We start from the raw sequence: 12,322 nt of genomic DNA, 5'->3' as shown, positions 1-12,322 counted from the left end.
GGTCTGCAGTGCTGCCCACCGAGAATCGGCTGCGGCGGCGCCAGGACTTCGCGACCGCGGTGAAACGCGGTCGCCGGGCCGGTCGGCCCCTGCTGGTGGTCCATCTCAACAGAGACGGCGAACCGGTGGGGCCGAGCGACCGGAACAGCGACTTGCACCCGCACGTCGCCGAGGGGCTTCCTTCGGCGCGTGCGGGTTTCGTCGTGAGCAAGGCCGTGGGTCCCGCGGTCGTGCGCAACCTGGTGAAGCGTCGACTACGTCACCTGATCCGTGAGCGTCTGTCCAGGCTGCCCGCAGGTAGCCTGATAGTGGTACGTGCGCTGCCCGCGGCGGCGGACGCTTCGTACCACGATCTCGAGCACGACCTGGACGCGGCGCTGCGGCGTCTGCTCCGGGCGGAGCCGACCGGCAGTGCGCCGACGGGAGCAGGGCGATGAAGTACCTGCTGATGGGCCTGATCAGGCTCTACCAGTGGACGATCAGTCCGCTGCTCGGCCCGGTCTGCCGCTACTACCCCTCGTGTTCGCACTACGGGTACGAGGCGGTGCGTGTGCATGGAGCGATCAAGGGCAGCGGTCTCACCGCCTGGCGCATCCTGCGCTGCAACCCCTGGTCCCCCGGAGGGGTCGACCACGTTCCGCCGCGCAAGCACCCGGTGTGGCATCGCCGGCTGCGCAATCTGCTGAGCCCCACGAGCGGGACCGCCGAGCCGGAGCCGGTGGCGAAGCCCGATGTCCAAGGAGTCTGACCGGTGACCTTCGGTTTTCTGAGTCCCCTCTACACAGCGGTGTCCTGGATCATCGTCCAGTTCCACTCGCTGTTCAGCCACGTCTTCGATCCCGACGGTGGCTTGGCGTGGGGCCTGTCCATCGTGATGATGGTGGTCGTCATCCGGATCTGCCTGATCCCGCTCTTCGTGAAGCAGATCAAGGCGACCCGGGCCATGCAGGCGATCCAGCCGAAGATGAAGGCCATCCAGGAGCGCTACAAGAACGACAAGCAGCGCCAGTCCGAAGAGATGATGAAGCTGTACAAGGAGGCGGGTACCAACCCGTTCTCCAGCTGCCTTCCCATCATCGTGCAGGCGCCGTTCTTCACCGCCCTCTACGGTGTGCTGGCCTCGGTCGCCAATGACAAGCCGATCGGCGTGATCAACGCCGACCTGCTGGCGAGCGCCAAGCAGGCGCACATCTTCGGTGCGCCGCTGTCGGCGAAGTTCGTCGGCGCGGACAGCGTCCACATCCAGATCGTCTGCGCGGTCATGATCGTGCTGATGTCGCTGTCGCAGTTCATCACCCAGCGCCAGCTGATGACCAAGAACGTCGACCTCACGGTGAAGACGCCGTTCATGCAGCAGCAGAAGATGCTGATGTACGTCTTCCCGGTCATGTTCGCCGTGATGGGCATCAACTTCCCGGTCGGTGTCCTGGTCTACTGGCTGACCACCAACGTCTGGTCGATGGGCCAGCAGCTGATCGTCATCCGCAACAACCCGACGCCGGGCAGCAAGGCCTTCGCCGAGCGCCAGGAGCGGTTGAAGCGGCAGGGCCGGATCAACCCGGACGGCTCGATCAAGAAGGTCGGCCTGATGGCCATGCTCTCGGGCGGCAAGTCCTCGTCGTCGGCCGCCGCGGCCGCTGTGGTCGAGGAGAGCGTGCAGGTCCGCCGGCAGCAGCCGCGCAAGCAGAGCAAGGCCCAGCGCCAGGCCGCCGGCTCGCACCAGGGTCCCGTGCTGCACAAGGACGGCGAGGCCGAGGTCGCCGAGGCCGAGCCCGCGGACGCCGCTCCGGTGGACGCCGAGCCGGCGGGTGCCGGCCGTCCGGGCGGGGCGAAGCCCGCGGGGGCCAAGCCGGGTGCCCGGCCGGGCCAGCGCCAGCAGCCCAAGCGCGGCGGCCAGCGGCCGAAGAAGAAGTCCTGACGGACCTCTCCAGAACCTCCTACTCGGCCCCCATCCGAGGGCCCATCCTCATCGAAGGAGTCCACCAGTGACGGAAGGCACCACCTCCGCGGTCGATGCGCCCGCGGGCGGCGCCGAGGTCATCACGCGTCTGGAGCGCGAGGGTGACATCGCGGCCGACTACCTCGAGGGTCTGCTGGACATCGCGGACCTCGACGGTGACATCGACATGGACGTCGAGGGCGATCGCGCCCTGGTGTCCATCGTGAGCGACGGCGACGACCGGACGCTGCAGCGCCTGGTGGGCCACGACGGCGAGGTGCTGGAGGCGCTGCAGGAGCTGACCCGGCTGGCCGTCCACCGGGAGACCGGCGAGCGCAGCCGCCTCATGCTGGACATCGCCGGCTTCCGGGCGCGCAAGCGCTCCGAGCTGGCCGAGCTCGGCGCCGAGGCGGCCGAGCAGGTCCGCAGGACCGGTGAGCAGGTCAAGCTGAAGCCGATGACGCCGTTCGAGCGCAAGGTGGTGCACGACGCGGTGGCGGCGGCCGGCCTGCGCAGCGAGTCGGAGGGCGAGGAGCCCCAGCGTTGTGTGGTCGTGCTGCCGGCCTGACGCCGGTGGCGGTCCGGTGACCGACCCCGTCCGCTTCTGCGGGCGGGGTCGTCCCCTTTACGGGGTCGGGTTTACGGGTTTACGGGGTCGGGTCTACGGGTTTACGGGGTCGGGTCTACGGGGTCGGGCGCGGGCGCCCCTTGGATCGGCGGGGGGCACCTTCCCCGGCCCCCGCTTTGCGCCGGGGGACCGCGGGGTGGGAACGTGCGTGGTGACGTGCGGTGGCACTGCGCGGTGGGACGTTTCACGTGAAACAGTGCAGGTACGGCGGGTGGATTCGACGGTGAGCGGAGAGGCACAGATGGACAGGGACGGCGTGGCGGCCGAGGTTCCGGCCGAGGGCGGGCCGGTGGAGGGCCTGACCGAGGCTCCGGCCGTGGCCGGGCAGATCTTCGGGGATCGCCTGCCGATGGCCGTGCGCTACACCGAGCTGCTGGCGACGGCCGGGGTGCAGCGCGGGCTGATCGGTCCGCGCGAGGTGCCGAGGCTGTGGGACCGGCACGTGCTGAACTGCGCGGTGCTGGCGGAGCTGCTGCCGGCCAACGCCTCGCTGTGCGACGTGGGCTCCGGGGCCGGCCTGCCCGGCATCCCGGTGGCGCTGGCGCGCCCCGACGTCTCGGTGACCCTGCTGGAGCCGCTGCTGCGGCGGACCACCTTCCTGGAGGAGGTGGTCCGGGAGCTCGGTCTGGAGAACGTGACCGTGCTGCGCGGCCGGGCCGAAGAGACCGTGGGCAAGGTGGCGGTGGACGTGGTGACCGCGCGCGCGGTGGCGCCGCTGGACCGGCTGGCCGGCTGGGGGATGCCGCTGCTGCGCCCGTACGGGCAGATGCTGGCGCTGAAGGGCGACACCGCGGAGCAGGAGCTGGCCGACTCGCACGCGGCGCTGAGCCGGCTGGGTGCGGTGAAGTGGTCGGTGCTCTCGGTCGGCGAGGGCGTGCTGGAGACCTCGACCCGGGTGGTCCGGGTGGAGGCGGGGGAGAGCCCCGGCGGGGTGCGGGCGGCCAACCGGCGGGCCAAGGCGGCTAGGGCCGGCCGCGGCGGCAAGGGCGGGGATACGGCCGGACGGGGTGCGGGGCGCCGCCGACGTTGATCGCTCCGGTGTGTCGCACCGTCAGATTTACGACATTCCGGGCATCGTGTTTCACGTGAAACGTCGCTCACTCCTCACCGGAGTACTTGATCAAGGGCTCCATGCCGGGCTCGGCCGGGTCCGGGCCGCGACTGTTGCTGCTCCGGTTTCACGTGAAACACTGACCCCCATGCAGGACTCCGAGATCGTCGCTCAGGTCGATGACACGCCCATCGCACGCGCTGCCCAGGCCGCGGTGCAGGTCGCGGGACGCGCGGGCGAAGGGCTGCCCAGGCCCGCCACGACCCGGGTGATGGTGGTGGCCAACCAGAAGGGCGGGGTGGGCAAGACCACCACCACCGTCAACCTGGCCGCCTCGCTCGCCATGCACGGGCTGCGCGTCCTGGTGATCGACCTGGACCCGCAGGGCAATGCCTCGACTGCGCTCGGCATCGACCACCACGCCGAGGTGCCGTCCATCTATGACGTGCTGGTCGAGGGCAGGCCGCTGGCCGACGTGGTCCAGCCGGTGGTGGACGTCGAGGGCCTGTTCTGCTGCCCCGCCACCATCGACCTGGCCGGCGCGGAGATCGAGCTGGTCTCGCTGGTGGCCCGGGAGAGCCGGCTGCAGCGCGCCATCGCCGCGTACGAGCAGCCGCTGGACTACGTCCTGATCGACTGCCCGCCCTCGCTCGGCCTGCTCACCGTCAACGCCCTGGTGGCCGGCCAGGAGGTGCTGATCCCGATCCAGTGCGAGTACTACGCGCTGGAGGGCCTCGGCCAGCTGCTGCGCAACGTGGAGCTGGTCCGGGCGCACCTCAACCCGGTGCTGCACGTCTCCACCATCCTGCTGACCATGTACGACGCCCGGACCCGGTTGGCCGCCCAGGTCGCCGAGGAGGTCCGCACCCACTTCGAGCAGGAGGTGCTGCGGACCGCGATCCCGCGCTCGGTGCGCATCTCCGAGGCCCCCAGCTACGGGCAGACCGTGCTGACCTACGATCCTGGTTCCAGCGGTGCGCTCTCCTACCTGGAGGCGGCCCGGGAACTGGCGGTCCGCGGGGCCGCCGGCACGGTGGGGCAGCAGCGCACCGGCTCCGGCCGGCACGCGGCGCCGACGGCAGAGCACGGCAGCACGATGGAGGACAACCGGTGAGTGGTGCGCGCAGGGGTCTGGGACGAGGGCTCGGGGCGCTGATCCCGGCGACCGCGCCGGCCGGCGGAGTCGGCACGGCCGAACCCGCGGTGGCGCCGCCCGCCCGCGGGGCGGGTGTGCTCTCCCCGGCGTCGCTGCCGGTGCTGCCCACCGACCGCGGCACGGTGGCGGCCAAGGCCGCCGCCGAGAGCCTGCGCGAGCTGGCCGGCGAGAGCGTCCCGGCCAGTGTGCTGGAGCAGGCGCTGGCGCCGGTCGACGGGGCACGCTTCGCCGAGCTCCCGCTGGAGTCGATCACCCCCAACCCGCGGCAGCCGCGCGAGGTCTTCGACGAGGAGAAGCTGGACGAGCTGGTCGCCTCCATCAAGGAGGTGGGTCTGCTCCAGCCGGTGGTGGTCCGTCAGGCCGGACCCGACCGCTACGAGCTGATCATGGGCGAGCGGCGCTGGCGGGCCTCCCGGCTGGCCGGCCTGGAGCTGATCCCCGCGATCGTCCGCGCGACCGACGACGACAAGCTGCTGCTGGACGCGCTGCTGGAGAACCTGCACCGCGCCGAGCTCAACCCGCTGGAGGAGGCGGCCGCCTACGACCAGCTGCTGCGCGACTTCTCCTGCACCCACGACGAGCTGGCCGACCGGATCGGACGCTCCCGTTCGCACGTCTCCAACACGCTGCGGCTGCTGAAGCTCTCGCCGGCCGTGCAGCGCCGGGTGGCCGCCGGGGTGATCACCGCCGGGCACGCCCGCGCGCTGCTCGGGGTCGCCGACGGCGAGCGGCAGGACCAGCTGGCCAAGCGGATCATCGCGGAGGGCCTCTCGGTGCGGACCACCGAGGAGATCGTGGCGCTGATGGGCCGTGAGGAGGCGCCGAAGAAGGCCGCCGCCCCGAAGGCCGGCAAGATCCTCTCCCCGGCCTTCAACGAGCTGGCCGACCGGCTCTCCGACCGCTTCGACACCCGGGTCAAGGTCGAGGTCTCCCAGCGCGGCGGAAAGCTCGGCAAGGGCAAGGTGGTGCTGGAGTTCGCCTCGGTCGAGGACCTCAACCGGATCCTCGACAGCCTGGCTCCGGGGGAGGACGGGCTGCGGCTCTCCAAGGGCTGAGCCATCCACGACGCATGGACGGGTGCATGTTTCACGTGAAACGTGCACCCGTTCTGCTGTCCGGAGCAGACTGGAGTCCGACACTGAGGAGGAGGTGTGGGGAGTGGGGCGGAGGATCGTTCCGCTGACGCTGGACAACCTCGCGGACCTTCCGACGACCTGCCGCTCCTGTGTGTTCTGGGAGCTCGACCCGGTGAGCGGCCGGGCGGCGGTGGAGTCGGGGAAGGCCGAGTCGGAGAAGGAGGGATGGATCTCCGACGTCCTGCTGGAGTGGGGGTCGTGCGGCCGGGTGGCGTACGTGGACGGGGTACCCGCCGGGTTCGTGCTCTACGCCCCGCCGGCGTACGTGCCGCGCTCGCAGTCGTTCCCGACCAGTCCGATCTCGCCGGACGCGGTGCAGTTGATGGTCAGCCGACTCCTGCCCGGATACCAGCGGCAGGGACTCGGACGGGTGCTGGTCCAGTCGGTGGCCAAGGACCTGATCGGCCGGGGCTTCCGGGCGATCGAGGCGTTCGGCGCGGTGGGCCGGGAGATCCCGAGCTGCGTACTGCCGGCCGACCATCTGCTGGCGGTGGGCTTCAAGACCGTCCGGCCGCACCAGCGGTACCCGCGGCTGCGGCTGGAGGCCCGCACCACGCTCTCCTGGCGCGGTGACGTGGAGGGGGCGCTGGAGCGGCTGCTCGGCGGGAGCCGGCGGAAGGAACCCGCCCTGCGTCCGTTCTGAGCCGACACGTGGGCGGGAACGGTTTCACGTGAAACACCGAGCGCCCCCCGGAGGATCCTCCGGGGGGCGCTCGGTGTGGCCGACTAGATGAACTCGGCGAGCTCGCGCAGCAGCGCGGCCTTCGGGCGGGCGCCGGTGATGGTCTTCACCAGCTCGCCGTTCCGGTAGACGTTCAGGGTCGGGATGGAGATCACGTTGTACTGCGCGGCCGTCGCCTGGTTGGCGTCGACGTCGAGCTTGGCGATGGTCAGCTTGTCGCCGTGCTCGGCCGCGATCTCCTCGAGGATCGGGGCGACCTGGCGGCACGGGCCGCACCAGGTGGCCCAGAAGTCGACCAGGACGGGCTTGTCGCTCTTGAGGACCTCGGCGTCGAAGTTCGCGTCGGTCACTTCCTTGGTGGCGCCGGCCACGGGGACTCCTTAGGGGTCGGGCGAAGGGGGGTGCGTTGGTGACAACAATGCCGGGTGCCGTTCTGTTTCACGTGGAACGGGCCGGCGGCGGGGGGCAGGTCAGACGGCGACCGCGGCGGCCTGGGCCTCCAGGTCGGCCAGCGAGGCGAGGTAGCGCTCGGCGTCCAGCGCGGCCGAGCAGCCGGTGCCCGCAGCGGTGATCGCCTGGCGGTAGGTGTGGTCGACCACGTCGCCGGCGGCGAAGACGCCGGGGATGTTGGTCCGGGTGGAGGGGGCGTCCACGGTGAGGTAGCCCTCGGCGTCCAGGTCCAGCTGGCCCTGGAAGAGCGCGGAGCGCGGGTCGTGGCCGATCGCGATGAACAGGCCGGTGACCGCCAGCTCGCGCTTCTCGCCGGTGGTGGTGTCGCGCAGGGTGAGACCGGTCAGCTTCGGGTCGCCGTGGATCTCGTCCACCGCGCTGTCCCAGGCGAAGGAGATCTTCGGGTCGGCGAAGGCGCGCTCCTGCATCGCCTTGGAGGCGCGCAGGGAGTCGCGGCGGTGGACGACCGTCACCGAGCGGGCGAAGCGGGACAGGAAGGTGGCCTCCTCCAGGGCGGTGTCGCCGCCGCCGACCACCGCGATGTCCTGGTCGCGGAAGAAGAAGCCGTCGCAGGTGGCGCACCAGGAGACACCGCGGCCGGAGAGCTCGTCCTCGCGGGGCAGGCCCAGCTTGCGGTGCTGGGAGCCGGTGGTGACGATCACGGCGCGGGCGCGGTGGACGGTGCCCTCGGAGTCGGTGACGGTCTTGACGTCACCGGTGAGGTCGACGGAGACGATGTCGTCCGGCACCAGCTCGGCGCCGAAGCGCTCGGCCTGGGCGCGCATGTTGTCCATCAGCTCGGGGCCCATGATGCCGTCGCGGAAGCCCGGGAAGTTCTCGACCTCGGTGGTGTTCATCAGGGCACCGCCGGCGGTGACCGCGCCCTCGAACACCAGCGGCTTCAGCGAGGCACGCGCGGTGTACAGGGCGGCGGTGTATCCGGCCGGGCCGGAGCCGATGATGATCACGTTACGGACGTCGCTCACTGCATCTCCTGGTTCGCATCGCGACCCGCTGTAGTGCGGGGAGGGCGGTTCTGCTCCGCCGCCCGGGACAACGACTGACCAGTCTCCCGCATTCCCAGGCCCGAGTGCACCACGCTCTCGGAGTGTGGGCTTCCGGCTCCCGTCCGGGGGAGGAATCAGCGGCCCGTCGCGGGGACGGCCACCGGGTCGCCCGGGCGGCCGCGGGGGCGGCGTCAGTGGTCGCTGACGGTGCGCTGCAGCAGGACGGTGGCGCCCGGGCAGTCGGGGGTGACCAGGTAGACGTCGACCCGGCCGGTGCCCTCGGCGGAGGGGTAGACGAGCGCGGTGACCGGGGTGGTGCCGTAGCGGCCGGTGGCGGTGGCCAGCGGGAGCCGGTCGGCGTGGCCGGTCGCCGCGGTGACGCAGGCGGGCGGCGCCTGGTTCGCGGGGCGGCCGTCGGACGGGTTCTCCACCGCGATGCCGGGGGAGGGGCGGGTCGCCAGCAGGGTGTGGACCTGGGCGGCCAGGGTGTCCTCGCGGAACTCCTGGAGCGAGGCGGTGGCGGGCAGCCGGGAGGACGGTGCACCGGTGCTCTTGCCGGCCCCGGAGCCGGTGCCGGGAGCGAGGGCCGGGGCGCTGTGGCCCGCGTCGGCGGTGACCGCGGTGGAGCCGCCGCCGTGCGTGCCCTGGAAGAGCAGGACCGAGCCGAGGGTGAGCACACCGGCCAGCACGGCGGTGACGAGCAGGAGTTGGGTGGCGCTGCGGCGCCGGCTGCGGCCGGGCCCGCCGGCCGGCGCGGGCCGGGTCGAGCCGCCGGGTCGAGCGGCCTCCTTGGGGCGTCCGGGCGGCGGCGGGGTGGGTCGGGACGCCCGGGGGCCGGGCGTGGTCGCGGGCCGCTCGGGGGCCGGGGTGACGGCGGCGCGGGCGGCGGACTCGGCGGCGAGGGCGGCGTCGATCCGGGCGGCGATGTCCTCGGGCATGGCCGGAGGTTCGGTGTCGCCCAGCAGCCGGGAGACCTCGGCGAGCGCGGCGTGGGTCTCGGCGCAGTCCGGGCAGTCGGCGAGGTGCGCGCGGACCTCGGCTGCCCGTTCGGCGGGGAGCAGGTCCTCGGTGAGGTCGGCGAGGACGTCGATGTCGGGGTGGTCGTCCGGCTGCCGGTCGGAGGAAGGCGGGTGCGGGGTCATCGCGGGCTCGCATCTCCTTCCAGGGCCGGGGCGGTCCGGGCGGGGCCCGTGGATGTGACGGGGCCGGGGCGCTCCGGGTTCCCGCCGGCGGATGTTTCACGTGAAACGGTGCGCGGTTCCCCTCCGGGCGTACCGTCCGCGGTTTCACGTGAAACACGGTCCGCCCGCAGGTGGCCGAGGAGCGGGAGCAGCCGGGCCCGGCCGCGGGCGCAGCGGCTCTTGACCGTGCCGACCGGCACGCCGAGCATCTCGGCGGCCTCGGCGACCGGGTACCCCTGCATGTCGACCAGGACCAGGGCGGCGCGCTGGTCGGCGGGCAGGCCGTCCAGCGCGGCCGCCACCTCCTGGCGCAGCTCGGCGCGGACCACCGGGGCGTCGGCCGGCTCGGCGCTGCCGAGGGCGCCCTCCAGTGGCCGCGGATCCTGGTCCAGCGAGCCGGCCCGGCGGACGGCGCTCTTGCGGGCCCGGTCGAGGCAGGCGTTGACCACGATCCGGTGCAGCCAGGTCGTGACGGCCGAACGGCCCTGGAAGGTGTGGGCGGAGCGGAAGGCGGAGACCAGGGCGTCCTGGAGGGCGTCGGCGGCCTCCTCGGGGTCGCCCAGGGTGCGCACGGCGACCGCCCAGAGCCGGTCCCGGTGCCGGTGGACCAGGAGGCCGAAGGCGTCCGGGTCGCCGGCGGCGTGCCGGGCGAGCAGGTCGGCGTCACCGGGTTCCGCTGCCATCCCCGCCCCCTCCCGCCCGGTCCGGTCGCCCGCTGCGGGCGCCGCAGTGGACATCGTTGGGGATGGCGTCGGCCGGATCAAGAGGGGCGACGGGTGAGGTTCACCCGTTGACCTGGATCTCGGCGACCTTGCCCTTGTAGCCGCCCTCGCTGTCGGCGGGAATGCCGGTCAGCCAGACCAGCAGGTAGCGGGCGGTCACCGGGGACTCGGGCTTCAGGGTCACCTTGGATCCGGAGCCTGAGGCGACCGAGGCGCCGAAGGCGCGGAATCCGGCCTCGTCGGCGCCCGGCGCGGCGGCGGTGTCGGCCGGGGCGGCCTTCAGTTCGACCTTGTGGTCGCCGAGGAACTGGATGTCGACCGAGCCGACGGACTTGGCGCTGCCGAGGTCGATCAGCAGTCCGGTGCCGGCCCGGTACCCGCCGGAGCCGAACGGGTCGTCGTAGCGCTGGGTGGTCCAGGCGGTGGCCGGGTTGCCGTCGGTGGCCTTGGGCAGGTCCGGGACGTGCTCGTCCTTGGTCTCGCCGAACGCGTTGAACGGGGCGAGCGCGGCGGGGACGAGCTTGGCGCCGGTCAGCGTCGGCTTGGGGGAGGACGAGGGCGCGGGAGCGGCCGCGGTGTGCTCGCCGGTGGTCGGGGTCCGGTCGGTGTGGTGCAGCCGGTCGACCGCCTGCCAGGAGGCGACGGCGATGGCGGCCAGGGCGACCAGCGAGGCGGTCCACTTGGCGGCGGCCTTCAGGGCGCGCCGGCGCGGCCGCGGACGGGGCACCGGGGCGGGCGGCAGGTCCTCGACCGGGGGCAGGACCTGGGTGGGGCGGCCGGCGGCGTACCGGGGCGGCGCGGCCGCCGGCAGCGGGCGCAGCGTCGGCGGGGCGGGCGGCTCGGGCTGACGGATCTTCGGCATCAGCGCGATCGCCTTGGCCAGCTGCTCGGGGCTGGTGATCGGCTCCTTCTGGTGCGGCGGGTTCTCGCACAGGATCCGGGCGGCCAGCTCCGACAGGCCCTTGTGCACACCGGCCTTCACCTGGTCCGGCGGGACGCAGCCGAGGTCCTTGGGCAGGCCCTGGAGGTCGTAGCGGTCCTCGGGGTAGGGCCAGCGGTGGGTCAGCGCGGCGTACAGCAGGGCGCCGATCGCGCGGACGTCGGTGAGTTCGGCGTCCTCGGTGGGCAGGCCGCGCAGGGCGGCGTCCACGGCGATGCCGTTGATCCGGTACTGGCCGCCGTCGGTGCGCAGCACGCAGGTCGGGGTGAGGCGCAGGTGCGCCTGGCCGCGCCGGTGGGCCGCGGAGATGGCGTCGGTGACCTGGCGGACCATCTGGTACGCGTCGTAGGGCTCCATCGCCCCGGCGGCGAGCAGCCGGCCGAGGTCGCTGGCGCCGGGCAGCCACTCGCGGACGACGTAGACCAGGTCGCCCTCCTGCACCGCGTCGAGGACCTGGACGAAGCGCGGGTCGTTCAGCAGGGCGGCCGAACGGGCGGCGGTGAGCACCGCCTTGGCGCGCTGGTGGCCGGCCGCGAGCAGGTGGACGCCGACGGCGCGGCGGAGCTTCTCGTCGACGGCGCGCCAGCTGCTGAACGAGTCCGACTGGGAGATGCACTCCTCCAGCCGGTAGCGGTCGCCGATCTTGTCGCCGCTGTGCCGCTGGGGAGCGGGCAGGAGGGCCGGGAGGGTGGCGGTGTCGGCGTCCAGGGTCTCGGTGCTGAGGCCCGAGCCGGTGGCGCGGCTGCGGGCGGTCTTCTGGCCGGCCCTGCCCGCCGCCGCGCCCTTGGTGGCGGCAGCGGCTGCGGCGGCCTTCGCGGCCTTTCCGGCCGTCAGCTCGGCGGCGATCTCCGCGGCGGAGAGCGGCGCGGTGGACTCCTCGACCTGCTCGGCGGCCTCGGCCTGCTCGACCTGCTCGATGGCCTCGGGGGCCTCGGCGGGCTCCGCGGGTTCCACGGCCTCGACCGGCTCGGTGGGTTCGGTGGGTTCGACCGGCTCGGTGGCCTTGGTGGCCTTGGTGGACTGTGCCGCCGCCGAGGGCTTGCTGCCCGGCTTCGCGGCCGCTGCCGGCTTGGCGACCGGCGTCTTGCGGGCGCCGGCCGGCTTGCCGCCGCCGGGCTTGCGCCCCGCAGCGGGCTTCGCGCCGGTGGTCCGCGCCGCCGGGGCACCGTCCGCGGCGGCCGCGGGGGAGGCGCTCTTCGCGGTGGCGCTCTTCGGCTTGCCGCTCTTCGCGGTGTCGTCCTTCACGGTGCCGTTCTTCCCGGTGTCGTCGGCGGGTTCGCCGGGCCGCTCGTCGGTCGCGCCGGGAGTGCCGGTCCCCGAGGAGGCCTCGGAGCCGTCGTCCGGGAGCCCGTCGAGAGCCGTGGCCAGCGCGGCCTCGTCCGCCACCGACGTGTCGACGACCGCCTTGGTGCCATCAGCCACCGTGGTCC

At 73.1% G+C, this 12,322-nt stretch carries 12 protein-coding genes and 1 pseudogene; 8 read left to right on the top strand and 5 right to left on the bottom strand.

The annotated features are described in order from the left end of the window. Window positions 1-8 precede the first annotated feature (8 nt). The 8 genes and pseudogenes from rnpA to FHR36_RS31660 all read left to right on the top strand — a co-directional run bounded on the left by rnpA (window position 9) and on the right by FHR36_RS31660 (window position 6,553). On the top strand, window positions 9-437 hold the full coding sequence (gene rnpA / locus FHR36_RS31695; RefSeq protein WP_253802778.1) for a ribonuclease P protein component: 429 nt from the start codon (window positions 9-11) through the stop codon (window positions 435-437). Next, a complete protein-coding gene (yidD, locus tag FHR36_RS31690; protein WP_253802777.1) occupies window positions 434-748 on the top strand; it encodes a membrane protein insertion efficiency factor YidD in 315 nt (104 codons plus the stop codon). The genes rnpA and yidD overlap by 4 nt, the downstream gene beginning before the upstream one ends. A gap of 3 nt (window positions 749-751) precedes the next feature. Beyond that, on the top strand, window positions 752-1,918 hold the full coding sequence (yidC, locus tag FHR36_RS31685) for a membrane protein insertase YidC (protein ID WP_253802776.1): 1,167 nt from the start codon (window positions 752-754) through the stop codon (window positions 1,916-1,918). Between the two features lie 67 nt (window positions 1,919-1,985). Then, the gene (locus FHR36_RS31680; RefSeq protein ID WP_253802775.1) at window positions 1,986-2,507 is read left to right on the top strand and encodes a Jag family protein; all 522 of its coding nucleotides are present in this window, start codon (window positions 1,986-1,988) and stop codon (window positions 2,505-2,507) included. A 301-nt stretch (window positions 2,508-2,808) separates the two neighbouring features. Next, window positions 2,809-3,597: a 16S rRNA (guanine(527)-N(7))-methyltransferase RsmG gene (gene rsmG, locus FHR36_RS31675; protein ID WP_253802774.1), complete on the top strand. Its 789-nt coding sequence runs from the start codon at window positions 2,809-2,811 to the stop codon at window positions 3,595-3,597. Window positions 3,598-3,739: 142 nt separating this feature from the next. Further along, window positions 3,740-4,732 (top strand): annotated as a pseudogene (locus FHR36_RS31670) (ParA family protein); the annotation flags it as partial. After that, the gene (locus FHR36_RS31665) at window positions 4,729-5,829 is read left to right on the top strand and encodes a ParB/RepB/Spo0J family partition protein (protein WP_253802773.1); all 1,101 of its coding nucleotides are present in this window, start codon (window positions 4,729-4,731) and stop codon (window positions 5,827-5,829) included. The pseudogene FHR36_RS31670 and the gene FHR36_RS31665, both read left to right, overlap by 4 nt. A 103-nt stretch (window positions 5,830-5,932) precedes the next feature. Continuing rightward, window positions 5,933-6,553, top strand: coding sequence for a GNAT family N-acetyltransferase (locus tag FHR36_RS31660; RefSeq protein WP_253802771.1), 621 nt, complete (start codon window positions 5,933-5,935; stop codon window positions 6,551-6,553). Between the two features lie 83 nt (window positions 6,554-6,636). Here the strand turns inward: FHR36_RS31660 and trxA are convergent, their stop codons facing one another. From trxA to FHR36_RS31635, 5 genes are all read right to left on the bottom strand, one after another. Next, entirely contained in the window at window positions 6,637-6,963 is a 327-nt protein-coding gene (gene trxA, locus FHR36_RS31655; RefSeq protein WP_253802770.1) for a thioredoxin, read from the bottom strand. A 99-nt stretch (window positions 6,964-7,062) separates the two neighbouring features. Further along, window positions 7,063-8,028 (bottom strand): thioredoxin-disulfide reductase, encoded by a 966-nt coding sequence (gene trxB / locus FHR36_RS31650; RefSeq protein WP_253802768.1) that lies wholly within the window; start codon window positions 8,026-8,028, stop codon window positions 7,063-7,065. A gap of 212 nt (window positions 8,029-8,240) precedes the next feature. After that, window positions 8,241-9,191, bottom strand: coding sequence for an anti-sigma factor family protein (locus FHR36_RS31645; RefSeq protein WP_253802766.1), 951 nt, complete (start codon window positions 9,189-9,191; stop codon window positions 8,241-8,243). Beyond that, a complete protein-coding gene (gene sigM, locus FHR36_RS31640) occupies window positions 9,188-9,913 on the bottom strand; it encodes an RNA polymerase sigma factor SigM (protein ID WP_253802764.1) in 726 nt (241 codons plus the stop codon). Before sigM ends, FHR36_RS31645 begins: the two co-directional genes overlap by 4 nt. Before the next feature lie 100 nt (window positions 9,914-10,013). Further along, window positions 10,014-12,314, bottom strand: a complete 2,301-nt coding sequence (locus FHR36_RS31635; protein WP_253802762.1) for a protein kinase family protein — start codon at window positions 12,312-12,314, stop codon at window positions 10,014-10,016. Window positions 12,315-12,322: the final 8 nt, after the last annotated feature.

The organism is Kitasatospora cinereorecta (assembly GCF_024172095.1).
GTDB classification, from domain to species: Bacteria; Actinomycetota; Actinomycetes; order Streptomycetales; family Streptomycetaceae; genus Kitasatospora; species Kitasatospora cinereorecta.
This window is presented reverse-complemented; position numbering and strand designations above follow the sequence as displayed.